The sequence below is a fragment of the Pseudomonas sp. EB271-G4-1 genome (genome assembly GCF_058791355.1).
In genome coordinates, this window is sequence record NZ_JBYTEO010000052.1 from 1 (window position 1) to 25,702 (window position 25,702).

At 60.9% G+C, this 25,702-nt stretch carries 20 protein-coding genes; 12 read left to right on the forward strand and 8 right to left on the reverse strand.

All coding sequences use genetic code 11. From position 1 onward, the window contains the following. Positions 1 to 195: 195 nt before the first annotated feature. Entirely contained in the window at positions 196 to 654 is a 459-nt protein-coding gene (locus tag AC3WWR_RS22760; RefSeq protein ID WP_020795374.1) for a pilus assembly protein, read from the forward strand. 160 nt (positions 655 to 814) lie between these two features. Continuing rightward, positions 815 to 2,152 (forward strand): sensor histidine kinase, encoded by a 1,338-nt coding sequence (locus tag AC3WWR_RS22765; protein ID WP_020795375.1) that lies wholly within the window; start codon positions 815 to 817, stop codon positions 2,150 to 2,152. Between the two features lie 34 nt (positions 2,153 to 2,186). Here AC3WWR_RS22765 and AC3WWR_RS22770 read toward each other — a convergent pair whose 3' ends face one another. Further along, complete coding sequence (locus AC3WWR_RS22770; protein ID WP_020795376.1) at positions 2,187 to 2,750, reverse strand: NAD(P)H nitroreductase; 564 nt, start codon at positions 2,748 to 2,750, stop codon at positions 2,187 to 2,189. A gap of 119 nt (positions 2,751 to 2,869) precedes the next feature. Between AC3WWR_RS22770 and AC3WWR_RS22775 the strand changes: the two genes are divergently transcribed. Further along, positions 2,870 to 4,324, forward strand: coding sequence for a TrkH family potassium uptake protein (locus tag AC3WWR_RS22775; RefSeq protein WP_020795377.1), 1,455 nt, complete (start codon positions 2,870 to 2,872; stop codon positions 4,322 to 4,324). On the opposite strand, the gene AC3WWR_RS22780 is transcribed toward AC3WWR_RS22775, so the two are convergent. Further along, positions 4,281 to 5,342 carry an AraC family transcriptional regulator gene (locus AC3WWR_RS22780; protein ID WP_020795378.1) on the reverse strand — a complete coding sequence of 354 codons (1,062 nt, stop codon included), beginning with the start codon at positions 5,340 to 5,342 and terminating at the stop codon, positions 4,281 to 4,283. The genes AC3WWR_RS22775 and AC3WWR_RS22780 overlap by 44 nt on opposite strands. 161 nt (positions 5,343 to 5,503) lie before the next feature. On the opposite strand from AC3WWR_RS22780, the gene AC3WWR_RS22785 reads away from it, so the two are divergent. Then, positions 5,504 to 5,815, forward strand: coding sequence for an Mpo1-like protein (locus tag AC3WWR_RS22785; RefSeq protein WP_033043007.1), 312 nt, complete (start codon positions 5,504 to 5,506; stop codon positions 5,813 to 5,815). Between the two features lie 18 nt (positions 5,816 to 5,833). Next, positions 5,834 to 6,424 carry an HD domain-containing protein gene (locus AC3WWR_RS22790; protein ID WP_020795380.1) on the forward strand — a complete coding sequence of 197 codons (591 nt, stop codon included), beginning with the start codon at positions 5,834 to 5,836 and terminating at the stop codon, positions 6,422 to 6,424. 135 nt (positions 6,425 to 6,559) lie between these two features. Here AC3WWR_RS22790 and AC3WWR_RS22795 read toward each other — a convergent pair whose 3' ends face one another. Continuing rightward, on the reverse strand, positions 6,560 to 7,375 hold the full coding sequence (locus AC3WWR_RS22795) for a UDP-2,3-diacylglucosamine diphosphatase (protein ID WP_020795381.1): 816 nt from the start codon (positions 7,373 to 7,375) through the stop codon (positions 6,560 to 6,562). 172 nt (positions 7,376 to 7,547) lie between these two features. Between AC3WWR_RS22795 and AC3WWR_RS22800 the strand changes: the two genes are divergently transcribed. Both AC3WWR_RS22800 and AC3WWR_RS22805 read left to right on the forward strand, forming a co-directional pair. Next, positions 7,548 to 8,306, forward strand: coding sequence for a helix-turn-helix transcriptional regulator (locus AC3WWR_RS22800; protein WP_020795382.1), 759 nt, complete (start codon positions 7,548 to 7,550; stop codon positions 8,304 to 8,306). Between the two features lie 189 nt (positions 8,307 to 8,495). After that, a complete protein-coding gene (locus AC3WWR_RS22805) occupies positions 8,496 to 9,389 on the forward strand; it encodes a DMT family transporter (protein ID WP_020795383.1) in 894 nt (297 codons plus the stop codon). Here AC3WWR_RS22805 and AC3WWR_RS22810 read toward each other — a convergent pair. The 4 genes from AC3WWR_RS22810 to recQ form a co-directional block, all read right to left on the reverse strand. After that, a complete protein-coding gene (locus tag AC3WWR_RS22810; RefSeq protein WP_020795384.1) occupies positions 9,383 to 9,673 on the reverse strand; it encodes an Rdx family protein in 291 nt (96 codons plus the stop codon). The two genes, AC3WWR_RS22805 and AC3WWR_RS22810, sit on opposite strands and share 7 nt — an antisense overlap. 128 nt (positions 9,674 to 9,801) lie before the next feature. Then, entirely contained in the window at positions 9,802 to 10,974 is a 1,173-nt protein-coding gene (locus AC3WWR_RS22815; RefSeq protein ID WP_033045699.1) for a type IV pilus assembly protein FimV, read from the reverse strand. A gap of 128 nt (positions 10,975 to 11,102) precedes the next feature. Beyond that, positions 11,103 to 11,537 carry a MarR family transcriptional regulator gene (locus tag AC3WWR_RS22820; RefSeq protein ID WP_274074810.1) on the reverse strand — a complete coding sequence of 145 codons (435 nt, stop codon included), beginning with the start codon at positions 11,535 to 11,537 and terminating at the stop codon, positions 11,103 to 11,105. Between the two features lie 120 nt (positions 11,538 to 11,657). Further along, on the reverse strand, positions 11,658 to 13,784 hold the full coding sequence (gene recQ / locus AC3WWR_RS22825; RefSeq protein ID WP_020795387.1) for a DNA helicase RecQ: 2,127 nt from the start codon (positions 13,782 to 13,784) through the stop codon (positions 11,658 to 11,660). Between the two features lie 390 nt (positions 13,785 to 14,174). On the opposite strand from recQ, the gene AC3WWR_RS22830 reads away from it, so the two are divergent. From AC3WWR_RS22830 to lapD, 4 genes are all read left to right on the forward strand, one after another. Then, the gene (locus tag AC3WWR_RS22830; protein ID WP_020795388.1) at positions 14,175 to 14,762 is read left to right on the forward strand and encodes a UPF0149 family protein; all 588 of its coding nucleotides are present in this window, start codon (positions 14,175 to 14,177) and stop codon (positions 14,760 to 14,762) included. Positions 14,763 to 14,772: 10 nt separating this feature from the next. Further along, the gene (locus tag AC3WWR_RS22835) at positions 14,773 to 15,168 is read left to right on the forward strand and encodes a YbaN family protein (protein WP_020795389.1); all 396 of its coding nucleotides are present in this window, start codon (positions 14,773 to 14,775) and stop codon (positions 15,166 to 15,168) included. A 79-nt stretch (positions 15,169 to 15,247) separates the two neighbouring features. Next, positions 15,248 to 15,955, forward strand: a complete 708-nt coding sequence (lapG, locus tag AC3WWR_RS22840) for a cysteine protease LapG (protein WP_492599095.1) — start codon at positions 15,248 to 15,250, stop codon at positions 15,953 to 15,955. A 22-nt stretch (positions 15,956 to 15,977) separates the two neighbouring features. Beyond that, complete coding sequence (gene lapD, locus AC3WWR_RS22845; RefSeq protein WP_492599096.1) at positions 15,978 to 17,918, forward strand: cyclic di-GMP receptor LapD; 1,941 nt, start codon at positions 15,978 to 15,980, stop codon at positions 17,916 to 17,918. 213 nt (positions 17,919 to 18,131) lie between these two features. On the opposite strand, the gene AC3WWR_RS22850 is transcribed toward lapD, so the two are convergent. Next, on the reverse strand, positions 18,132 to 23,786 hold the full coding sequence (locus AC3WWR_RS22850; protein WP_492599097.1) for a retention module-containing protein: 5,655 nt from the start codon (positions 23,784 to 23,786) through the stop codon (positions 18,132 to 18,134). 524 nt (positions 23,787 to 24,310) lie between these two features. Between AC3WWR_RS22850 and AC3WWR_RS22855 the strand changes: the two genes are divergently transcribed. Beyond that, positions 24,311 to 25,678, forward strand: coding sequence for a TolC family outer membrane protein (locus tag AC3WWR_RS22855; RefSeq protein ID WP_492599098.1), 1,368 nt, complete (start codon positions 24,311 to 24,313; stop codon positions 25,676 to 25,678). Positions 25,679 to 25,702 lie beyond the last annotated feature (24 nt).

A 25,702-nucleotide genomic window follows, 5' to 3' on the forward strand; every position in this document is an offset into this window, starting at 1 on the left:
GGCTGCGATCTTTTGATCTTAAAAAGCAAAATCAAAAGATCGCAGCCTGCGGCAGCTCCTACAGGGTTTGTCTTTGTCAGGTCGCCGGCAATCGGTCTTTACCCAAGCTTTACGTACCGCTGACCGCCGCTGACCTTGATCTGCGTAATCTGTACTCATCCGGAACGTACCGGGAATGAGACAAGGAGATTCACCATGCGCAAGACTCTTATCGCTCTGATGTTCGCCGCCGCCCTCCCGACCGTTGCCATGGCCATGCCCGAAGGCGCAGGCCCGATGGGTGGCGAGATGGACGGTTCGCACCACGGTGGGCAGATGCACGGCATGCATGGCATGCACGGCAAAGGCCCGTACAGCCAACTGGACCTGAGCCGCGAGCAGCGCGAGCAGATCCGCAAGATCATGGGCGAGCAGATGCATGAGCGTAAGCAAGTGGTCGACAAGTACCTGGAAAAACTCTCGCCAGCCGACCAGAAAGCCATGAAAGATGAAATGGCCGCCAACCACAAGAAAGCCGAAGCCGACGTGCGTGCGTTGCTGAAACCGGATCAACAGAAGAAATTCGACGAGATCCAGAAGAAACAGGCTGAACGTCGCGCCGAATGGGCCGAGTTCAAGGCGTGGAAAGCGCAACAGGCACAAAAAGCGCAATAATGCGCTAACCCCTAGGCCCAACAGCTGAACTGTGGGAGCGAGCCTGCTCGCGATGGACTTCAACGATAATGCGGGGCATCAGGTAGCCCGTGTTGTCCTTGAGTTTTTCGCGAGCATGCTCGCTCCTACAGGTGATTTTGTGTTTGCTTGAGGAATTTCCGTGCGCTCATTGTTCTGGCGGATCCTGGCCAGCTTCTGGCTGGCCATCGCCCTCGTTGCAGGGCTCTCCATTCTGCTCGGGCACATGCTCAACCAGGATGCGTGGATACTCAGTCGCCACCCAGGTCTCAATACACTGGCTGAGCAATGGACGCAGACTTACGAATCCCAAGGCGAAGACGCGGCGCAGGATCTTCTGCAGAAGCGCAAGCGCCAGTATCACATCGATGTCCAGGTCCTCAACGAAAGCGGCGACCCGGTAGTACGCGGCACCTTCCCGCGACGTGCCGCTGCGTTTGAAGCGCGGCAGAACAACGATGACCGTCGCTTGCCATGGCGTCGCCTGACGGATGAATACACCAGCGACAAAAGCGGTGACACCTATCTGTTCATCTACCGGATTCCACATCCAGAACTCGACGCCTGGCACCGCGAAAGCCTGCTCTGGCCGTTGAGTGCACTGGGGATCGCATTAGTGGTGCTGACCCTGTTCAGCCTGTTGGTCACCTTATCCATCACTCGCCCTCTCAGCCGCTTGCGCGGTGCGGTGCATGACCTGGGACAAACCACCTATCAACAGAACAGCCTGGTCAAACTGGCCAACCGCCGCGATGAATTCGGCGTGTTGGCCAACGACTTCAATCGCATGGGCGCGCGCCTGCAAAGCCTGATCGGCAGTCAACGCCAGCTGCTGCGCGATGTGTCACACGAACTGCGTTCGCCCCTCGCTCGCCTGCGCATTGCGCTGGCTCTGGCCGAGCGAGCCACGCCGCAGGAACGAGAGAAACTCTGGCCGCGCCTGACCCGCGAATGCGACCGCCTCGAAGCGTTGATCAGCGAAATCCTCGTGCTGGCACGGGTTGACGCCGATAACGCCAGTGCCGAAGAGGTGGATCTCAACGCCCTGCTCAATACGTTGCAAAAGGATGCACAACTGGGTTCACCCGATCAGCTCGTGCACCTTGAAGCCGAGTCGCAACTGACCCTCAAGGGTTGGCCGACGATGATTGAGCGAGCCGTGGACAACCTGCTGCGCAACGCCCAGCGCTTCAACCCGGCGGGCGGCCTGCCGATTGAAATGCAGGCGCTGCGGAAAGGAGAACGGATTGTAGTGACCGTGCGTGACCATGGGCCGGGGGCGGACGAGGAACATTTGAGACAGCTGGGTGAGCCGTTCTATCGTGCGCCCGGACAGTCGGCGCCCGGGCATGGCCTGGGCCTGGCGATTGCGCGCCGTGCGGCGGAACGGCATGGCGGAAGCCTGGTGCTGGCCAATCACCCTGAGGGCGGGTTTATAGCCAGCCTGGAATTGCCACTGGTGCCGGGGGCTGTCGCCTAAGTAATCATTCCCACGCTCCGCGTGGGAATGATCTTTATGCGGCTGGCCAGGCGCTGACGAACTTGGCCAGGTCAACCTTCTCCGCTACCCGCGGCTCTTTTTGCGGCGTGCCAAGGTACAGGAAGGCAATCACCTCTTCGCCTTCGGCCAGGCCCAAGCCCTTGGCCACATGCGGCGAATAGGCCAGGTCACCGGTACGCCAGACCGCACCAATGCCTTGCGCATAGGCCGCCAGCAAGATCCCGTGGGCTGCACAACCCGCCGCCAGCCGTTGCTCGGACTTCGGATACTTGACGTGATCCTGCACCCGCGCGATCACGACCACCACCAAGGGTGCCCGCAGTGGTCCGTTACGCGCCTTGTCGATGGCCGCTTCGGTCACTTCAGCGTCCTGCAACTTTGCCGCCTCGGCCAGCAACTCGCCCATTTGCTCGCGCGCCGCACCTTCGACAGTCAGGAAACGCCAAGGCTGCAAATGACCGTGGTCCGGGGCACGCATGGCCGCGGCAAACAGCACTTCACGTTGCGCCTGGGTGGGGGCCGGTTCGATCAGGCGCGGGACGGAAACACGGTTGAGCAAAACGTCGAGAGCCTGCATCGGCCACCTCCAGAAAAAATTGTGCGGCTATTCTAGCTGTAACTACTGAGGCAGTGCGGTTTACATGCCCCGCCCCGCAGGTAGAATGGCGCCTTCCTTACTTCAGCCGAGCGGATTTCATGGCGTTGCCGACCTTACGTCTCATTGGTTTCATCATCGGCATCTTCCTGATAACCCTGGCCATCGCCATGGTCGTACCCATGGGTACGCTGGTGATCTTCGATCGCACCGGCGACCTGCCGTCGTTCCTCTGGGCCAGCATGATCACCTTTGTCGCCGGCCTCGCCCTGGTCATTCCCGGGCGCCCCGAGCATGTTCATCTGCGACCACGGGACATGTACCTGCTAACTGTCAGCAGTTGGCTGGTGGTGTGTATCTTCGCCGCGCTGCCCTTCCTGCTGACCCAGCACATCAGCTACACCGATTCGTTCTTCGAAAGCATGTCCGGGATCACCGCCACCGGTGCGACGGTGCTCAACCACCTGGACGACATGTCCCCCGGGATCCTGATGTGGCGCTCGCTGCTGCACTGGATCGGCGGCATCGGGTTTATCGGCATGGCGGTGGCGATCCTGCCGCTGCTGCGCATCGGTGGCATGCGGCTGTTCCAGACCGAATCCTCGGACCGCTCCGAGAAAGTCATGCCCCGTTCACACATGGTGGCGCGCCTGATCGTCGCAGCCTATGTCGGCATCACCATTTTCGGCAGCCTGGCGTTCTGGTGGGCCGGAATGAGTCCGTTCGACGCGATCAACCATGCGATGTCGGCGATTTCCACGGGCGGTTTTTCCACCTCGGACCAATCCCTGGCCAAGTGGACGCAGCCGGCGGTGCATTGGGTAGCCATCGTCATCATGATTCTCGGCAGCCTGCCGTTCACCCTGTATGTGGCAACCCTGCGCGGTAACCGCCGGGCGCTGATCAAGGATCAACAGGTCCAGGGCTTGCTCGGGATGCTGCTGGTGACCTGGCTGGTGCTCGGCACCTGGTACTGGTGGACTACCCAGCTGCATTGGCTCGAAGCGCTGCGGCATGTGGCGCTGAACGTGACGTCGGTGGTCACCACCACCGGCTTCGCGCTGGGGGACTACAGCCTGTGGGGAAATTTCTCGCTGATGCTGTTCTTCTATCTGGGTTTTGTTGGCGGCTGCTCCGGCTCAACCGCTGGCGGGATCAAGATTTTCCGCTTCCAGGTCGCCTATATCCTGCTCAAGGCCAACCTTAACCAACTGATTCACCCGCGGGCGGTGATCAAGCAGAAGTACAACGGTCACCGCCTCGATGAAGAGATCGTACGTTCGATCCTGACCTTTTCGTTCTTCTTCGCGATCACCATCTGCGTGATCGCGCTACTGCTGTCACTGCTCGGGGTGGACTGGATGACCGCCCTGACCGGTGCCGCCAGCACCGTGTCCGGCGTCGGCCCTGGGCTGGGCGAGACCATCGGTCCGGCCGGCAACTTCGCCTCGCTGCCGGACGCCGCCAAATGGATTCTCTCGTTCGGCATGCTCCTGGGCCGACTGGAGATCATTACGGTGTTTGTGCTGTGTATTCCGGCGTTCTGGCGTCACTGACCGGCAGCGGCGTTCCCGTCAATCGCGCCCGGTACTCGCCGGGCGTGGTGTCAAACCAGCGGCGGAACGCGCGGAAGAAATTGCTCGGATCAGCGAACCCCAGCAGGTAGGCAATTTCCAGCAGGGTCATGGTCGGTTGCGCCAGATACTGTTCGGCCAGCTCACGGCGGGTGTCGTCGAGCAACGTCTGGAAACTCGTGCCCTCCTCCTGCAGACGCCGTTGCAGGGTGCGTTGCGACAGGTGCAACGTCTGCGCGACCGCATCGCGCTTGGGTTCGCCCTGGGGCAGCAATCGGCACAAAACCTGCCGCGCCTTGTGCGTGACTCGACTCTCGGAAAATCGCGCCAGGTATTCGCCGGCGAAGCGGTCATGCAACAACGCCATGGCTTCGTTGGCCGTCGGCAGCGGCGCCTCCATGTCCGCCCGTTCGAAAATCAGCGCATCGTAGGGTGCGTTGAATACCAGTGGCGCGTGGAAGGCTTGTTTGTAGGGTTCGAGATTGAGCGGTTCAGCGCCTTGCACCAGGACCTTGCGCGGATGCAGCGTGCGCCCGGTCAGCCAGCCACACAGCGCCAGGGCGCAAGCCAGCGAGGCTTCGGCGCTTTGCCGGGTAGGCGGCAAATGGTCGCCATGCACCGTCAGAATAAGCGCATAGCCCTCATCCAGCAGGCGAAAACTCAGGTCGGCGCTTTCGGCGATGATCCGCTGGTAGCGCACCAGCCGCTTGAACCCTTCGGCCAGGGTCTGGCTGGACATCAAGGCATAGCCCGTCACATGAAACTGTGCAGGCCGCACCACCTTGCCCATGTTCAGGCCAATCGCCGGGTTACCGGACAGTTCAACCGCCCGTTGCCACAGTCGTGTCATGGAATCTTGCGGGAAGCGTGCATCCGGATCATCGAGTGCCGCGTAGTCGAGCCCCAGCTGCTTGAACAGAACCCGGCAATCCAGGCCGTCCATTTCCAGTGCTTTGACAATCCCCATCGCCCAGCTTGCAGAAGTCGTTCGTTCGCTCATGGCGTTTACTGTCTTGGTGAGCCGTCTGTCGCGGCAAGTTTTCCGAAGGATACTAAAGTGGCGCCTATTGTCACTGGCTGGCGCCAATGATCACTCTAGACTCAAATAAGCTACCCGCCGAACAACTTGCGGCCAGAACAATGACCACAGAGATCGCAGTCGTGGAAAACATCAAGCGTTTCAACAGTTTCGCTGAGTTTTACCCGTATTACCTCAGCGAACACAGCAACAGCACCTGCCGACGATTGCACTTCATCGGCACGACGTTGGTGATTTTCATTCTGGCGCTGACCATCGGTCGTGGCGCCTGGATGCTGTTGTGGGTTTTGCCGCTGGCAGGTTACAGCTTCGCCTGGGTTGGGCATTTCTTCTTCGAGAAGAATCGTCCTGCGACCTTCCAGCACCCTTTCTACAGCCTGCTCGGCGATTTCGTCATGTATCGCGACATGATTCTGGGACGTGTGCCGTTCTAGATCACCAGAGGATTGCCGATGAATGCCAATGCCCGTTTTACTCACATGAAGGATGGTACGCAGGAAGACTGGGCGATCATCGCCGCGGACTTCAGCGCCTATGCTCGTCAGTTGCCAATACGGATCGTCGCGCACCTGAAGTTGCTGGAAGGTGACTTCGGCGGTTTCCCCGTGGACCGCCTGACCCACTCGCTGCAAACCGCCACCCGTGCCTGGCGCGATGGACGCGACGAAGAATACGTGGTCTGCGCCCTGCTCCACGATATCGGCGACACCCTGGGTTCCTATAACCACCCGGACATCGCCGCCGCGATCCTCAAGCCTTTCGTCAGCCCTGAAAACCTGTGGATGGTGGAGAAACACGGGATTTTCCAGGGCTACTACTTCTTCCATCACCTGGGCATGGATCGGCACCTGCGCGAGCAATTTTGCGACCATCCGCAGTATCAGGCGACCATCGAGTTCTGTGCCAAGTACGATGCGGCGGCGTTTGATCCAGCGTATGACACGCTGCCGCTGAGTTTCTTCGAGCCTATGATGGAGCGCTTGTTTGCCCAGCCGAAGAATTCGATCTACAAGGCGGCGATGGAAGAGTATTCACCAGCCTGACAGATCTGCAGTGCCCGTGCCGGCCTCTTCGCGAGCAGGCTCGCTCCCACAGTTTGATCGCACGTTACTGAAGGAATTCGGTCACCTGTGGGAGCGAGCCTGCTCGCGAAGAGGCCAGTCCAGACGCCAAAACTCTTAGGCCAGTTCCGCCACCTTCGCCGCCTTCACCTGCGCCTCCCGCGCCTGCGCATCGGCCAACCGATACAATTCGATCGTGCCATCCCAATGTTCGATCAACGCGGTGCACGACTCCACCCAATCACCACAATTGAGGTAATCCACCTCGCCGACCTTGCGGATCTCGGCATGGTGAATATGCCCGCACACTACCCCATGCAGCTCGCGCTTGACGCACTCATGGGCAATGGCCTCTTCAAAATCACTGATGAAGCTGACCGCGGTCTTGACCTTGTGCTTGAGGTACGCCGACAGCGACCAGTAACCGTAGCCATATCGGGCGCGCCAATGGTTGAGCCAGCGGTTGAGGGTCAGGGTGAATTCGTACGCTGAGTCGCCAAGAAACGCCAGCCAGCGGTGATAGCGAGTGATCACGTCAAACTGATCGCCGTGGATCACCAGCAGGTGCCGGCCATCGGCGGTCACGTGCACCGCTTCGTCCACCAACTGGATATTGCCCAGGATCAGTTTCGAATAACGGCGCAGGAATTCGTCGTGGTTGCCGGTGACGTAGATGACCTCGGTGCCGCGCTTGCTCATGGTCAACAGGCGCCGGATCACATTGGTGTGCGCCTGGGGCCAGTACATGCCGCCGCGCAGTTTCCAGCCGTCGATGATATCGCCGACCAGGTAGATCTTGTCTGCGTGATAGCCCTTGAGAAACTGCGACAGGTGCTCGGCCTGACAATCGCGCGTGCCCAGGTGCACGTCGGAAATCCACAAGGTGCGCACACGTTGCTTACGACTGGGTTTGGCGAGCTCGGCGCTGGTCATGGGCGACCCTCAGGACAAGTTTTGGCAAGCTTGAACCGGTCGGGTTAATGACCCATGACAATGGCAAGTCAGTCCTGTGACAGCGCGCGCAAGCCGTGTCGGTGTAGACTGGGCCCTGACTCATCAACCCTGCAATGAGAGCCTGTAACGAAAGCTTGTAACGAGAACCGCGATGAGACCGATCCTTACCCTGCGCCATTACACCCATGACCTGATCGTCCACAGCCACGAGCACGCGCAATTGGTGTTCGGGCTGTCGGGTGCGCTGGATTTCGAGGTCGACGGGCGTGGCAGCCAGGTGGTCCAGCAAAGCTTCGTGGTGATTCCCTCCGGTTTTCACCATGCCTGCGGCAGCCCCAATGGCAGTCGATGCCTGGTCCTGGACGTGCCCGGCGATCAATGGCTTGGCCAATCCCTGGGCGATCATGCCGATGCCAGTCGGCGCCTGCTCGACAACGCCGGTCGCTTGTCGCTGGATGCGGGACAGAGCCAACTGGTCGAATGGCTGGCCAACAGTCAGGTCGATGACCCGGTGATCGCTCAACAGGGCGCGGTGCTATTACTGGCCAGCCTCAACAACACCAGGCCGGACCCGGTTGGTGGCCGGCGCCTACCCTACGCCGCGTTGAATGCGCACATTGACCAATACGCCGCCTACCCGCTGCAAGTCGCCGACTTGGCCCGCGTAGCCGGTCTTTCCAGCGCGCGTTTGCATGCGCGGTTCGTGGCCGAATGCGGGCAGACGCCGATGGAATACATCCGCAGCCGACGCTTGCACAAGGCCATGAGCTTGCTGCGCCATTCGGCGCTGCCTATTGGCGAGATTGCCTGTCGGGTCGGCTACAGCTCCCAAAGCGCCTTTGCCGCTGCAGTGCTGCGCGAGTTCGGCGCATCGCCCGGTAAGCTGCGGCGCGAGGCTGGCGACAAATAACGCGAGTCTGGCGACAGACACAGCGGACGTTTGCACGTTCAATGTAGGAGCTGCCGCAGGCTGCGATCTTTTGATCTTGATCTTTTCAAGATCTCTAAAAAGCAAGATCAAAAGATCGCAGCCTGCGGCAGCTCCTACAGGGGTCGGCGATGTAGTCGGCCAGATTCGATACCTTTATCAAGGATTGCCATGACTCCCCGTACCGCCCTGGGCGCCCTGCATATCGGCGCATTGATGTTCGGCTTGACCGGCGTGTTCGGCAAACTTGCCGTCGCCTCTGCGTCAATCATCGTCTTCGGCCGGGCGGCGTTCGCGGTGCTGGCGCTGGCGTTCTTTGCACGCTTCGCCAGCCAGACCCGCTGGCAGAAACTCGAAGCCGTGGATGTGCGCCGACTGTTGCTCAGCGGTTTGCTGCTGGCCGGGCACTGGGTGAGCTTCTTCGTTTCGGTGAAGATCGCTGGCGTGGCCATCGCCACCCTGGGCTTTGCCAGCTTCCCGGCCTTTACCGTGATCCTTGAAGGGCTGATTTTCCGCGAGCGCATCCGCGCCAATGAAATCCTGCTGGTGGCACTGGTCAGTGTCGGGCTGGTGCTGGTCACGCCTGAGTTCGACTTGGGCAGTGGCGCCACCACCGGCCTGCTCTGGTCGATCGCCTCGGGCCTGCTGTTTTCCCTGTTGTCGCTGACCAACCGCGCCAGCTCCGCGCGCATCCCGCCGGTGCAGGCGGCGTTGTGCCAGAACGTGGTGGTCGGATTGTGCCTGCTACCGGCAGCGGCCCCCCACCTGAGCGAAGTGCGAGCCATCGACTGGCTGTGGATCGGCCTGCTCGGGGTGTTCTGCACCGGCGTTGCCCATAGCCTGTTTGTCGCCAGCCTGGCGGTGATCAAGGCGCGGACCGCTGCGGTGGTCTTCGCCCTTGAGCCGGTTTACGGGATCACCATGGCCTGGCTGTTATTCAATGAAAACCCGACCCTGCGCATGCTGCTTGGCGGCGCATTGATCATCGTCGCGATCATGGTGTCCAGCAGGCTTTCCAGCGGATCAGGCAAGAAAGCCGTTGCTGCGGAGGCGGTGTCTCACTGAGTGGTGCGATCGTTGTGGCCCAGGTCGCGGTCCGGATCGATCTGGTCGCGGACTCGCTGCTTGAGCACCTTGGCCTCGGGGAAACCGCCGTCTGCCTTGCGCTCCCAGAGCTGCACCTGATCACAGAAAATGTGAAAGACCCCGCCCGTGCCGGGCACCAGCGACACCTTGCCCAGGTCATCGCCAAAAGTGCTGAGCAGTTCCTGGGCCAGCCAGGCCGCACGCAAAAGCCACTGGCATTGGGTGCAATAGGTGATGACGATTTCCGGTTTGCTGGTGGTCATGATCGGCGCATTTCCTGAAACGGAGGGGACGACCATGATAACGGTCGTTATTGCCCGCGAAGAACGATAACGCGGTTTGGCAATTACACCGCAGCGCCTGGTTCGCCAGCAAGCCTGGCTCCTACGGGTTATCTGTTGGTTCGAAGGCTTTCGTCAAGGGAAGCGGGCTCGATGGTCCATTCGATTTCAGGCTCGGGTAACGCAGGCGCTTCGCAGGGCTGGATGTTTTCCATCGGGCCCAAATCCCAATTCGTATCCATCGACAAATCATCCAGATTCAACTGGAACTCCTCGGTGGGTGGCGGCTGCGAGGGTGCTGCCGGGGCCAAGACCGTCGATGTAACGAGCGCGACCGGCGCAAGAGTGCGCGATTGAGGAGAATCCACGCGCACTTCCTGAAATGTCGGCCCAGCGTGCATTTCGGGTGGACTAGCCTGGGGGTGATGTGGTGATGGCTCTGGTGAAACCTGATCCTGCTGTCGTTGACGACGTCCCCATGCAAGCAGCAGCGCCACGGCCAACAGCGTCACAAACCCCAACATCCATAGCCAATTCACCCTTGGTTCCTCAACCACGACCGGCGCTGGCGCCACGGCAACCGGCGCAGCTGGCTCTGTCGGTGCCTGCTCGACCTCGGCCAATCGGGTTTGCAACTCGGCCACCTGCTTTTTCTCAACGGCGATTTGCTCGTCCTTTGCCTGTAGCTTCCCGTTAAGCTCATCGATGGTTGCCTGCATCTGCTGGTTGTGCAGGACTCTGGCGGCCAGTTGTTCAGCCAGGGGATTCGTTTCCGGGGCGGCGACAGGCGTCGCCGGCTGCACACTCGGAAATGCAGAAGCAGAACGATCCGGCGGCGGTTCATCGTCAATCGGCGCAATGTCCGCGGCGCCCGGAGGATCGATGAGCACGGTGTACTCGCGCAACAAGCGGCCATTGGGCTGGTCGAGCTGAACGAGAAAATCCAGGTAGGGTTCCTTCACCGGTTTGCTGGAGCTGACCCGGATCAGGCTGCGATCGCCTCGCAGGATGGGCGTGAATTTCAGGTCGTTGAGGAAAAACACACGCTCGACCCCGGCGCGGCTGAACTCGTCAGCCGTTGCCAGGCGGACCGACAACTCGCCCTCTTCCAGTCCGGCAGCATCCACCAGGGCGATGTCAGCGCGCAGCGGCTGATTCAAGGCCGAATGAAGGGTGATTTCACCCAGGCCCAACGCCGGCACCCAAGCCGAGTACGTGACGGCGGCACTGGCCAGCAACAGCCTGGCACCATACCGTACAACCAACAGCCGACTCTTGAGCATGAACATCCCTTAGGTAACCAAAAACCAATCTGCACGTGTTCGCGCATCCGGTACGAACACGATATTGCCGAGTAGTTCTTATAGTCTGCCCAATGCGCTCACTAAAAAGTCTGACGGGAAGCTTTGTCTCAGGATTTTTCGAGGTTGGCCAGAATGTGCCCATGAACCCGCATGCAGACCTTTACGTCGGCCTCATCGACACCCTCGAAGAGTTCATGTCGCAGTTGGGTGGCAATGGTTTCAATTTGTTCGATCAGGGGAAGCGCCGGGGCACACAACACGATTTTTTTCGCCCGACGGTCTTCTACCACCGCCTGACGTTGCACCAGGCCCTGGCTTTCCAGGCTGTCGAGCAGCCGAGCCAGGGTCGGTCCCTCGACACCGACGCTTTGCGCCAGCTCACGCTGGGTCGGGGCCTGTTCGAAGCGCGCCAGGTGCAGCAGCACCAGCCAGCGGGCCTGGGACAACCCCAGGCCGGCAAGACGACGGTCAAGCTCGGCACGCCAGCCACGCGACATCTGGGCCAGTTGCATGCCAAAACGGTGTTGATCGGTCAACGACATAAAACACTCATGATCAGACTGAAATTAGGGAAATACTAATAATTAGTCAGCTAAGCATGAGCCTTGGCTGGAGGCAAGGCTTGTTCTGTACTGAATCGTTACATCAGCGGGACCGGACGCTCAAAGTTCGAATTCGGACTGCAGGGCAGCGCGAATACAGTACAAAACCCCTTCCGGCACCCGACCGGCGAACAGCGCGGAAATTTCCGACACGGGTGGCAGTTCGCCCTCACCGTCGAGGAACGCATCCTGGACTTCGCCCATCAGGTCCTCCGGTAGATCCAGCGCCTGTTCCAGTGACAGTTGCTGTTTGCCAATGGCTTCGGCGAGCATGGTGTAGACGTTCTTTTCCGAGCATTGCAGCTGCCCGGCGATCTGCAACGGCGTCATACCGGCACGCGCCAGGGAGATCAGCTCGTGGCGCAGGTCTGCCACCACTTTCGGTGCTTCGGCCTGGCCACCGAGGACTTCGAGGAAAGCCTCGCCATAACGCTCCAGCTTGCGCGCACCGACGCCACTGACACGGGCCATTTGCGCCAGTGAGGTGGGCTGGCTGCGCAGCATTTCCAACAAGGTCGAGTCGGGAAAAATGACGTACGGCGGTACGCCATGTTCTTCGGCCAACTTGCGGCGCAGGGCACGCAGGGCTTCCCACTGTTCGCGCTCTTCGCCCCGGACGAGCTGGCTCGCCTGGCTCTTGCTGCTCTTTGCTGTGGTTTGCGCCTTCAGGTCGCGACGCAGCTCCAGGGTCACTTCGCCTTTGAGCAGTGGCCGGCACGTGTCGCTCAGGCGCAGGCCGCCATAGCCTTCCAGATCGATGTCGGCCAGGCCTCGGGCAACCAACTGGCGGAACAACGAACGCCACTCGCCTTCGGCCATCGCCTTGCCGACTCCGTACACCGAGAGGTGCTGATGCCCGAAGTTGCGCACCTTTTCGTTGTCCTTGCCCAGCAAGACATCCACCAGGTGTCCGACACCGTAGCGCTGGCCTGTCCGGTAGATCGCCGACAGCGCCTGGCGGGCGGGCTCTGTGGCGTCCCAGGTTTGCACGCCGTCGACACAGTTGTCGCAATGCCCGCAGGGCTCGGGCATTTCTTCGTCAAAGTAGGCCAGCAATGTCTGGCGACGGCAGCGGGTTTCCTCGCACAGCGACAGCATGGCATCGAGCTTGTGTTGCTCCAGACGCTTGTGGCGTTCGTCGCCTTCGGAGTTCTGCAACATTTGCTTGAGCATCACCACATCTTGCAGGCCGTAGGCCATCCAGGCGTCGGCCGGCAAACCGTCACGGCCGCCGCGTCCGGTTTCCTGGTAATAGGCCTCAAGCGACTTTGGCAAGTCGAGGTGGGCGACAAAGCGCACGTTGGGTTTGTCGATGCCCATGCCAAAGGCCACGGTCGCGACCATGATCAGGCCTTCCTCGTTGAGGAAGCGCTTCTGGTTGTGAGCGCGCAGATCGTTGGGCAGGCCGGCGTGATACGGCAGCGCCGGGAAACCTTGTTCAGTGAGGAACGCGGCCACTTCCTCGACTTTCTTGCGCGACAGGCAATAGACAATGCCGGCATCGCTGCGACGCTCGGCGAGAAACGCCAACAACTGCTTGCGCGGCTGTTCCTTGGGCACGATGCGATAAAAGATGTTCGGCCGGTCGAAGCTCGACAGGAAGCGCTCGGCGTCCTGCAGGTGCAGGCGCGTGACGATCTCTTCACGGGTCCGCTTGTCGGCGGTGGCGGTCAGGGCAATGCGCGGGACGTCGGGGAACAGTTCCGCCAACTGGCCCAATTGCAGGTATTCCGGGCGAAAGTCATGGCCCCATTGGGACACGCAATGGGCTTCGTCGATGGCGAACAGTGAGATATCCAGCCCTTGCAGGAAGCTCAGCATGCGCGGCTGGACCAGGCGCTCGGGTGCGAGGTAGAGCATTTTCACCTCGCCGCGCCGGATCCTTGCCGCCAGGTCACGCTGTTGTTCGGCACTGAGCGTTGAGTTCAATGCCGCGGCGGCCACACCGAGCTCTTCGAGGGTCGCGACCTGATCGTCCATCAGCGCGATCAACGGCGAAACCACGACCGCCAAGCCATCGCGCAACAGCGCCGGCACCTGGAAGCACAGGGATTTACCCCCCCCGGTAGGCATCAGGACCAGGGCATCGCCGCCACTGGCCACGCGCTCAATGATTGCACCCTGGCGGCCACGGAAACTGTCGTAGCCGAAGATGTCCTTGAGGACGCGCTGAGCCTGTTCGAGCATAAAAACTCCAAAAATCACCGAAACATCCCTGCAAGGCTGGTACAGGACCCGCAACCTTGCACCGACAAATAGTAAGTACAGATTGCATGACGCTGTGTATTCGAGCCGCGAAGCCAGCAGGGCATCACAAAACGCGCAAGTATACCCGACCCCTGTCCGGCAAAGGGCGCCACTGAGAAGAGGGAATCAACATGAGTTCTATGTGGAGCTGCCGCAGGCTGCGATCTTTTGATTTTGTTTTTTTGCAAGCAAGATCAAAAGATCGCAGCCTGCGGCAGCTCCTACGGGAAATGCGGTGTCCATTAGGGTGCAAATATGCCGTGCGGCTGGCCCAAGCGCTCAAGAAGGCCTAGAATTCCCGCATCGAATATTCCCCAAGGTAGCCCTTTAATGTCCTTCGCTGAGCAACTAACCCGCCTGCAAGTCTTCCTCGACGCCGATGAACTGCATGACGAGGCGCTGGACTACGTGGCCGCCCACGGCTACCTCACCGCGCTGTCGATCTGTTCCGAAGTCGTTCCCGATCGTGAATGGATCGATGCCCTCTTCGCTGAAGAGCCGCATTACAGTAGCGAAGCCCAGCGCGAAGAGATCGAAGCCACGCTAATCGGCCTTAAAGCCCACATCGCCCGTCAACTGGCCTCCGATGAAGAGTTCGAGCTGCCGTGCGACCTGGACCTGGGCGAAGACCCGGACGATTCCGACCTGCGCGGCTGGTGCATCGGTTTCATGGAAGGCGTATTCCTGCGCGAAGAAGCCTGGTTCGAAACCGCCGAAGACGAAGTCAGCGAAATGCTGCTGCCGATCATGGTCGGTTCGGGCCTGTTCGACGAGCAACCGGAATTCTCCGACATTGCCGCGGACGCCAACCTGATGGACGACATGATCGTGCAGATCCCGGAAGCCCTGACCGCGCTGTACCTGCTGTGCAACGCACCGGACGAGAAACCGGCGATCCTCAAGCCACGTCACCACTAAGGTTTTGCCTATGGACAACCCCATAGGCAACCGCTCCCTGATGTTGCGCTACGTGCTGCTGGCTATCGGCTGGCTGAGCGTAGCGCTGGGGGTGCTCGGGATTTTCCTGCCGGTGTTGCCCACCACGCCCTTCCTGTTGCTGGCAGCAGCCTGCTTCGCCCGCAGTTCTCCGCGTTTCTATCATTGGCTGGTGGGGCACCCGCGGCTCGGGCCGTGGATCCGTGACTACCTCGAGGGTAACGGCATTCCGCTCAAGGGCAAGGTCTACGCCATCGGCCTGATGTGGACCAGCATCCTGTTCTCCTGCTACCTGGTGCCAATGCCTTGGGCCCGAGGGTTCATGCTGACCAGTGCGGTGTTGGTGACCCTGTACATCCTTCGGCAGAAAACCCTGCGTAAATCCTGAAGGCTACTCCCCCGCCCAAGGGTCGACGCCTACCCAACCACCACCTAGACTTCATCTCTCTGCATTCGAGCAGCCAGGCATGCCACGAAGTCCGGGTGGTCCAGAATGGTCAACATTCCGACTTCGGTTTGGCGCATGGCTGTTGCTGGTCAGTTTTCCTTTGGTTGTGCCTGGCAGTACCTGGCCCCGCTGGGATTTCGCGCAGATCGCGCAAACCGCCGAAAAGCGTTATGCCCGCCTGGGACCGACACAGGGACGTATCCAGTCCTGGAGTGAAATGCTGCAAGGCGAACGCAACCTGCCCGAGCAGGAGCAATTGAAGGCGGTGAATCGCTACTTCAACCAGCAGCTGGATTTCCAGGACGATGCTCGCATCTGGCACCAGAATGATTACTGGGCCACGCCGGTCGAGGCGCTGATCAAGGCCGCCGGCGATTGCGAAGACTACGCCCTGGCGAAATATTTCAGCCTGCGCCAACTGGGCATTCCCAGCGACAAGCTGCGCATTACCTATGTGAAGGCCCTGACCCAAAACCAGGCGCACATGGTGCTGACTTATTACAGCAGCCCCGGCGCCGAACCGCTGGTGCTCGACAACCTGATCGGCGAAATCCGCCCCGCTTCGCAGCGCAAGGACCTGTTGCCGGTGTATGCGTTCAACGCCGAAGGCCTGTACCTGCCCGGCAAGCCTGGTAACCAGCGCAGCGGCGACTCGAAAAAGTTGTCTCGCTGGCAAGATGTCTTGCAAAAAATGCAAGCCGAAGGATTCGCCGTGGGCGACGGTTAGCCGCCACGCCAAGGAGCGCTTGATGAAACTGCGCAACCAGTTGTTTCTCGCCATCTGCCTGTTCTTGCTGGTGGCCTTCAGCGGCAGTTTTTATGCCAGCCTGGAAAGTTCTCGCGAGCAGACGCTTGGGCAGTTGCGCGCCCACGCCCAGGACGCCGCAACCGCCCTGGGCCTGACCTTGACCACACAAATCGACGACCCGGCCATGATGGAGTTGATGGTCAGTTCGATTTTCGACAGTGGCTATTTCAGCGATATCCGCGTCACCCACCTCGAGAATCGGCAGGTGTTGGTGCAGCGCAGCAACCCTGAACAAATCGATGGCGTGCCTGGCTGGTTCGTCAACCTGGTTAATTTGCGTCCCGAGGGTGGCGATGCACTGATCACCCGGGGCTGGCAACAGGTGGCGCGGGTCGAAGTGTTGAGCAATCCACAATTCGCCCTGGCCAAACTCTGGGACAGCACACTGGGCAGTCTTGTCTGGCTGCTGCTCTGCGGGCTGCTCAGTTCGGTGTTTGGCGGCTGGTTGCTGCGTCGACAATTTCGTCCGCTCGACAGCATGGTCCGCCAGGCCGAAGCCATCAGCAAACGCGAGTTTCTCAGCTTGCCGACGCTACCGCGCACACCGGAATTGAAACGTGTAGTGCTGGCGATGAACCAGATGGTAGAGAAACTCAAGACGTTGTTCGCCGAAGAGGCTGCGCGCAGTGAAAAACTGCTCAACGAATCCTATCAGGACAGCCTGACAGGGCTGGCCAACCGGCGATTGCTCGACGAACAACTGGCCGATCAATTACTGGTCACCGAGCAAAATGGCGACGGTCACCTGCTGATGCTACGGCTAAACGACCTGGCCGGCCTCAATCAACGCCTCGGCGGGCAGCGCACCGATGCGTTGATCCGCGCGGTCGGCGAATTGCTCAAGCGCCTGACTCAAGTTCCGCAACGTCGCACCTGGCTGGCAGCACGCAATCGCGGGGGCGAATTCAGCCTGATGGCACCGGACCTCGATACCGAGGATGCAACACGCCTGGCCGCCGAGATCAGCGCCACCCTGGAGAACCTGCGCCTGACCGGTGAAAGTGATTGCATGCCTGTCGCCCATCTGGGCATCGTCGCCTTCCACCCCGGCGATCCGGCAAGCCACGTACTGCATCAACTGGACCAGGCACTGAACGAAGCCCGGCAGCATCCCGAGCGCCCCTGGGCCGTGTTGGGCCGTAGCGACAGTGCGCCAAAGCTGGCACAACAGCACTGGCATGCCTGGCTCGACGACGCCCTGAACGAAGGTAAACTGCAGTTGTATTTCCAACCGGTGGTGCAATGCGCCGACACCCACCAGGTGCTGCATCACAAAGTCCTCGCACGCCTGCTCGATCCACAGGGCGAAGCGATTGCCGCCGGCCAGTTCTTGCCGTGGATCGAGCGTTTTGGCTGGTCGGCGCGATTCGACCTGGCGATGCTTGAAGCCACCCTCGAATACCTCATCATCAACCGTTTGCCCCTGGCGTTGAGCCTGTCCGGCAGCACCTTGCGCGATCAGGCGCAGGTGCAACTGATCCTCGACATGCTCGAATCCCTGCCGGAACTGGCGCCCTTGCTGACCCTGGAAATCGATGAGCGCCAACTGCCGCCGCCGGACCAGTTGCAACGCTTGAGCCACAGCCTGCTAGACACCGGTTACCGTATCGGGTTGCAGCATTTTGGCGGTCATTTCAGCCATATTGGCAACCTCACTCAACTGGGATTGGCGTACCTTAAAATCGACGGGGCCTATATCCGTGGCATCGATGAGGAGACCGACAAACAGTTGTTCATCGAGGCGATTTGCCGCACGACCCACAGCATCGACTTACCCTTGATAGCCGAGAGAGTGGAAACCCAAGGCGAGCTGGAAACGATCAAGGCACTGGGGGTACATGGCGTGATGGGGCGTTTGATCGGACAGCCGCTGCCGATGTGATTTGCAAAGGTTCGCACACAGAAAAAACCACAGCCCCTTGCACAGGGACTGTGGTTTTTTGGGCTTATCCCCTGTAGGAGCGAGCATGCTCGCGATGATCTCAAGTGCACCGCGTGCATCCAGGATCCCCGCGTCATCGTTGACGTCCATCGCGAGCATGCTCGCTCCTACAGGGATATCGGCGTTCAACCAGTTTTTCATTGCGGTTTCAGGTCACACGGTATCCACCTTCAGCGAGTGGTCATTGAGCATACCGTTGATGATGGTGGCCGTGTCCGCGCCGCCGATGACCCCGCCCGCCCCCGGCGTCACCCCATAGTGACTGGCCAGGTTGACACCCGCCAGGTCGATGGTCTGGTTCGGCGCCGCGCCAGCCATGGCACTGACGTCGATGCTGGTCACCAGAGAAGCGCCGCTGCCGCTGACGGTGAAGTGCAGGTAGTCATCCAGTGAGGCGGCGGTACTGTTCTCCCCTTGCAGCAGTTGCGACAGGTCGAGCTTGTCGGCCCCCGGCGTAAAGTCGGTGATGACGTCGTGGCCGCTGTTGCCGTTGAGCCACTGGAAGGTATCGGCGCCGCTGCCGCCGGTCAGGGAGTTGTTGCCCAACCCGCCGATCAGGAAGTCGTCGCCACCCTCGCCGTTGAGCACGTCGTTGCCCAGGCCGCCGGTGATGAGGTTGCCGTTGTTGTCTCCCGTGAGGGCATCATTGAAGTTGGAGCCGGTCAGGTTTTCGATGGCGGTCAAGGTGTCAGTGCCGGCACCGAAGGTGTCCTGTGCGCCGGTCTCGCCGAGATTGACCGTGACGCCGGCAGTGGCGTGGGCATAACTGGCGGTGTCGATGCCCGTACCACCATCGAGCAGATCGTTGCCAAGGCCGCTGTACAGCAAGTCATTGCCGTCACCGGCATGGATGATGGCGTCGCCATTGCCGGCTACCAGCGTGTCATCCCCCGCTGTCCCGGTGAGGGTGTGGCCATCCTGGTAGCTGATGTCGCTGCCGCCATGGTTATCGCTGGCGCTGTAGGTGTCATGGTTGTCCGGTGCCATGTCGTGGGCCCCGGAGTAATCGACGGTCATCTTCAACTGGTAGTTTTCAACAGCACTTGCACTTGGGGCCGGACCATCAGGGAGGCTGGTGACGTGGATGTGATAGGTCGCATCCGAGGTCGCCGTGATGGTCTGGTCGTCAGCGATGGCGATGTAGGCGCCATCATTGATCGAGTACTCCAGGCTGATGTGCCCGGCTGTGAGGTTGTGATCCAGGTTGAGGGTTTCTCCCTGCTTGAGATTGACGGTGATCAGGTCATGGTCGTGGTTGCCGTTGACGGACCCAAGCGCTCCGCTGACCACCAGCACTGCGGTCATGGCTGCCGTATTGGCGACGAACGCACTGCGGGCAATGGCGGCATTGCTGCCGGTCAGGCTGTAGATCTGTTGGGTCCCGGTAAAGTCCGCGCCTTTGGCTATCAGGTCCTGACCGTCCTGGTTCAGGGTTTTGGCGTAGACGGTCACGTCGCTGTCGCAGGACGGCACGAGGCTGCTGTTGTGCACGTCGATGGTCACGGTGGTGGTGCTTTCGTCACCGTCACCATCGCGCAGGGTGTAGGTGAACACGTCGCTCGCGCCCGGGCCGCTGACCGAGTTCGGGTAGCTGTGGTACAGCGCATTGCCCGCGGCATCCAGCGTCAGGTAGCCGTAGGCGCCGTTGATCTGGCTGTTCAGGCCGCCATGTACCGGGGTCGAGGTGTCATCGCCGGCACGCACGCCGACCACGCCGCCGCCGGCGAACTGACCATCGGCTCCTACGTGGTCGTTCCACAACACATTGCCGCCGATGTAGCCGCCCTCTCCCACCGAGGTGGCATCGGCGATAGCGGTCGGTACGTCATCGACGATGTTGACCACGATGGTGCTGGTGGCGATGTTGCCCAGGGCGTCGGTGGCCTGGTAGGTAAAACTTTCCTGCAGGGTGTTGGCGCCGTCGTTGGCCGCCGGCGTGGTGCTGGCCGGGCCAGCGAGGGTGTAGGTGTAGCTGCCGTCGGGGTGCAGCAGCAGTTGGCCGTAGGTGCCGATGGCGTTGCTGACCAGGCTGTAGGTGATGGCGCCGCTGCCGCCATGGACCGCACCGACCAGGGTGCCACTGGCGATTTCGCCGGTGTTGCACGGCTGGGCCAGGGCATTTTCGTACACGGTGACGTCCTGATCGCTGGCTGCGACCAGGCAGCTGTTGTGCACGTCGATGATGATGGTGGTGGTGCTTTCGTCACCGTCACCGTCACGCAAGGTGTAGGTGAACACGTCGCTCGCACCCGGGCCGCTCACTGAGTTCGGGTAGCTGTGGTACAGCGCGTTGCCCGCGGCATCCAGGGTCAGGTAGCCGTAGGTGCCGTTGATCTGGCTGTTCAGGCCTCCATGCACCGGGGTCGAGGTGTCCCCGCCTGCACGCACGCCGACCACGCCGCCGCCGGCGAACTGGCCGTCGGCCCCCGCGTTGTCGTTCCACAGCACATTGCCGCCGATGGAGCCGCCCTCTCCCACCGAGGTGTGGTCGATGTTAGCGGTGGGCATGTCATCGACGATGTTGATCACGATGGTGCTGGTGGCGACATTGCCCTGGGCATCTGTGGCCTGGTAGGTGAAGCTTTCGTGCAGGGTGTTGCCGCCGTCGTTGGCCTGCGGCATGGTGCTGGCCGGTGAGGTCAGGGTGTAGGTGTAGCTGCCGTCGGGGTGCAACAACAGCTGGCCGTAGGTACCGATGGCATTGCTGAGCAGGCTGTAGGTGATGGCACCGCTGCCGCCGTGAACCGCGCCGACCAGGGTGCCGCTGGCGGTTTCGACCGGGCTGCTCGGCTGGCTGCCATTCACGTTGCTGGGGGCCAGGTCCTGGCCGTCCTGGTGCAGGTCCAGGGCTTTTTCGTAGACGGTCACGTCGTGGTCGCTGGTCGCCACAAAGCAACTGTTGTGCACGTCGATCGTGACGGTGGTGGTGCTTTCGTCACCGTCGGCATCGCGCAGGGTATAGGTGAACACGTCGCTCGCACCCGGGCCGCTGACCGAGTTCGGGTAGCTGTGGTACACGGCGTTGCCCGCGGCATCCAGCGTCAGGTAGCCGTAGGTGCCGTTGATCTGGCTGTTCAGGCCGCCATGCACCGGGGTCGAAGTGTCATCGCCGGCACGCACGCCGACCACGCCACCGCCGGCGAACTGACCATCGGCTCCTACGTGGTCGTTCCACAGCACATTGCCGCCGATGTAGCCGCCCTCTCCCACCGAGGCTATATCGGGAGTAGCGATCGGCACGTCATCGACGATATTGATCACGATGGTGCTGGTCGCAACATTGCCCTGGCTGTCGGTGACCTGGTACGTGAAGCTTTCGTGCAGGGTGTTGGCACCATCGTTGACCTGCGGCATCGTGCTGGCCGGTGAGGTCAGGGTGTAGGTGTAGCTGCCATCAGGATGCAGCAACAGCTGGCCGTAGGTGCCGATGGCGTTGCTGAGCAGACTGTAGGTGATGGCGCCACTGGCACCATGGACCGAGCCGACCAGGGTGCCGCTGGCGGTTTCACCGGCGCTACTCGGCTGGCTGCCATTCACGCTGCCGGGCGCCAGGTCCTGGCCGTCCTGGTGCAGGTCCAGTGCTTTTTCGTACACAGTGACGTCCTGATCGCTGGCCGCGACCAGGCAGCTGTTGTGCACGTCGATGGTCACGGTGGTGGTGCTTTCATCACCGTCGGCGTCGCGCAGGGTGTAGGTGAACACATCGCTCGCGCCCGGGCCGCTCACCGAGTTCGGGTAGCTGTGGTACACGGCGTTGCCTGCGGCATCCAGCGTCAGGTAGCCGTAGGTGCCGTTGATCTGGCTGTTCAGGCCGCCATGCACCGGGGTCGAGGTATCTGCGCCGGCGCGCACGCCGACCACGCCACCGCCGGAGCCATCGGCACCGCCGACGTCATTCCACAGTACGTTGCCGGTGACAGTGCCACCCTCCACCACCGAGGTCGCATCGGGTTTGGCGGTCGGCAAGTCGTCGACGATCTTGACGTTGATTTCCCCACGCGCCTCGCTGCCGTCGGCATCGATGGCGATGACCTCGAAGTTCTCGCTGACGCTGTTGGCGCCGTCGGCGTTGGGGTGGGTCTCGGTGTAGTTCAGGGTGTAGCTGTAGCTCACCACGCCGGTGGCAGGGTCAAAGCCGGTGACGGTCAGGGTGCTGCCCAGCCAGGTACTGCCGGAGATCGGCAAGGGCTGCACCACGCCACCGCTGATGATCGAGACACCGGAAATGCTCAGGCTCTGCAGGCCGTCCGGGGCGATGACGGTGAAGGTCCCGTGCTGGGTCAGCGCCGGGGCATCGGGGTCGCTGCCGTACATGAGGTTTTTTTCGTAGACGGTCAGTTCGCCGCCTGCGACGTCCAGGCCGCCGAGGGTCACCCCGTCATCGTTGTTGTGCACGTTCAGCACCAGGTTGGCAGTACTGGTATCGCCGTCGGCGTCGGTCAGGGTGTAGGTGAAGGTCTCGGTACCATTGCCGCCCGCGTGCAAGGCCTTGAAGTCGGCATCGCCGGGATTGAGGGTATAGGTGTAGGTGCCATTGGCGTTGAGCACCAGGGTGCCGTAGGTGCCGATGAACGTGCCGGGGGTGATTGGGCCGCTGTTGGGTCCGATCGCTACACGGTCGGCACCTTGCACGTCATTGCCCAGGACGCTGCCTTCGAGGGTGAGTCGGGTTTCCGAGGCGGTGTCGAGGTTGTTGTCATCGTTCGCCTTGGGCATGTCGTCGACGATGGTGACGTCCAGGGAACCGGTGGCGGAGTCGCCATTGCTGTCACCGGCAATCACGGTGAAGTGTTCGCTGAGTTGAGTGCCGTCGCCGCTCGAATGGTTTTCGTTGTCGTTGAGGGTGTAGCTGTAACTCACTACGCCTGTTGTTGGGTTGTACCCGGTGATGGTCAGGGTGCTGCCCAGCGGCGTGATGATCGACTGCGGAAAACCGTTGGCTACGCCAGCGCTGATCACGGCGATCCCACCGATGCTCAGGCTGGTCAGCCCGTCAGGCGCCGTGACGGTGAAGGTGCCGTTCTGGGTCAGTGCGGCGGGATTACTTGCCGAACCGTCAGGCAGGTTGGCTTCGTTGACGGTCAGTTCACCACCCTCCACTGACAGACCATCGAGGGTGACCGGATGGTTCACCGGTGGCGTGATGACCGGGGGCAAGACTTCAGGTGGCGTGACGACAGGTGGCGTGACATCCGGTGGTATGACGGCTGGCGGCGTGACCTCCGACGATGGGACTTCGGGCAGTGTGACCACTGGCGGTGTAATCAGCGGCGCAGGCTCAGCGTTGTCAGAGTTGTTATCGCCGTCGTGCCGTGCAAGCGGGAACTCTGGAATGCCATTGAACCCGGCGGTGGGGAAGCCAATGGTCGGCTCGACCCGCCCCCCGACTTCCTCGAGCATGACGAAACTGTGGCCCCCACCCTGTGCTCCATCGGCAGGTTCGGTCGAACCCGGGCCGGCCGCCGTCGCTTCGGCGGTCTGGGTTGGGTCGTCACCGGCGGCGATGGCTTTTTGCAATTGCTCGACATCGGTCAACTGTGCCTGGCTCGGAGTCGTCGCTTCAGCCGTCTCCACATGGGGCGACGAATGCGCCAACAACTGGGCGGTCATTTGCAGGCTACTGCCGCGACCCAGCGTCAGTTCCTGGCCATTTTGCAGATGCACCGCCACTGCGCCTTCGGCCCCGGTCACCAGTTGATCGCCGGCAAACAACCGGTCCCCCTCGATCAACACTCGACGGGTGCCGTCACCCGCCACCGCGAAGACCTGACCGATAACCTTGCTGACGATACCGATGAGCGTAGCCATGTGCATTCCCTCCGCTGCCAACGCTTTGTCGGCACCCTGTCTGAATGCGGAGAACATGCCTGTGGGCTTAATTGGATTCCCTGGCGAATTGTGTGCGCTGTCCGCGATCTCGATAAACCCTTTGCAATCAATGGCATTGGGCCACCCGCCTCTACAACGTCATCCACCAGCGTTGCGTAACAGTCCTGAATCACACTGGCGACAAAAAACCGTCACCCCAGTCTGCGCCGCATCCCTCCCCTCCAGCACCTCTCCGTCCTTTTTCGATAATTGGACTTGAACTTTCCTTAAGCCCTGATGATCGCCATAAGGCACATAAATCAAGGGCTTTCGCAGTGAACAATGTGCTGGATTTGGCAGAGTACATAAGTTTTTTTTGGCATAAGTCTTATGAGAAAAACTTCTTAGGTTCGCCTCAAAATGTTCTTAGCTCTCTTGTTACAAGCATGAAACGGTTTTACCTATAAATGTCGTCAAATAATTGGCGACTCATAAAGCATCATTAGGATTCAGGGAGATGAACCATGCGTCTTTTAAACCCCCTCTGCAGCGCGGTTCTGCTGGCGATTGCCTGCGGTACCCAAGCGCATGCAATGTCACTGACGGAAGCGATCCAGAGCACTATCGCCACCCACCCGGAGCTTGCATCGCGGGTGGACAGCCGTCTGTCGGCTGATGAAGATGTGAAGGTCGCCAAGGGGGGCTTTTATCCATCGGTGGACCTGAATGCCGCATACGGGCGCGGGTACAGCGACAACACCAACACTCGCAACAATCAAGCGTTTGGCAATCACCACACCGAAATCCTCAATTACACCCAATCAGAACTGCGCCTTCGTCAAATGCTCTTCGATGGGTTCAACACCGCCAACGAAGTCGAGCGGACCAAGGGCGTCGTCAACTCCCGGGCGTACTACGCCCAAGGCACCGCCCAGGACCTGGCCCTGCGCACCGCCGAGGTTTACCTCGAAGTGCTCAAGCGCCGTGAACTGGTGACCCTGGCCAAAAACAACCTGCAAGCGCACCTGCGAGTCAACGACCAGATCGGCATGCGCACCCAGCGGGGGATCGGCAGCACCGCCGACGCCGACCAATCCACTGCCCGTCGGGCACTGGCGGAAAACAACCTCGACACCGCCGAAGTCGATTTGGCCGATGCCGAGTCGAACTTCGCCGCCGTCGTCGGGCGCCTACCCGATGAACTGGAAGCCCCGCCGTCGATCCGCGGCGAGGTGCCAGCCTCCCTGCCGGATGCCCAGCAAAGCATGGTGGAGAACAACCCCTACCTGAAATCCGCCCAGGCCGACGTGCAATCAGCCGAGAGCCAGTACGAAGTCGCCAAGTCGCCGTTCTACCCGCGCTTCGACGCCGAAGCCGCGGTGGGCGCGAACAACAACATCGCGGGCGAAGAAGGCCATGACAACGAGTGGCGGGTCGGGGTGGTGATGAACTACAACCTGTTCCGCGGCGGCAGTGACAAGGCGCGCCTGCAGTCCGATGCCCACAAGATCAATCAGGCAATGGACATTCGCAACAACGCCCTGCGCCAGCTCAACGAAAACATCCACCTGGCCTGGAACGCGATGGTCAACGCCAAGAAGCAAACCCCGACCGCCCGCGAGTATGCCGAAACCAGCCGACGCGTACGCGTGGCGTATCAGGATCAGTTCGGCCTCGGCCAACGGACCCTGCTCGACCTGCTGGACAGCGAAAACGAGCTTTACAACGCCAATCGCCGCTACACCGAAGTACGCTACACCGAGGAGTTTTCGATGTACCGGGTGCTGGCGAACATGGGTCAGTTGCTGAGCAAGCAACGCGTGGTGCTGCCCGCCGATGCAATCGCCCAGGCCGAAGTGAAAAGCGAAGCTCGCCTGCCTGAACTCAAATGACCCCCTGTAGGAGCTGCCGCAGGC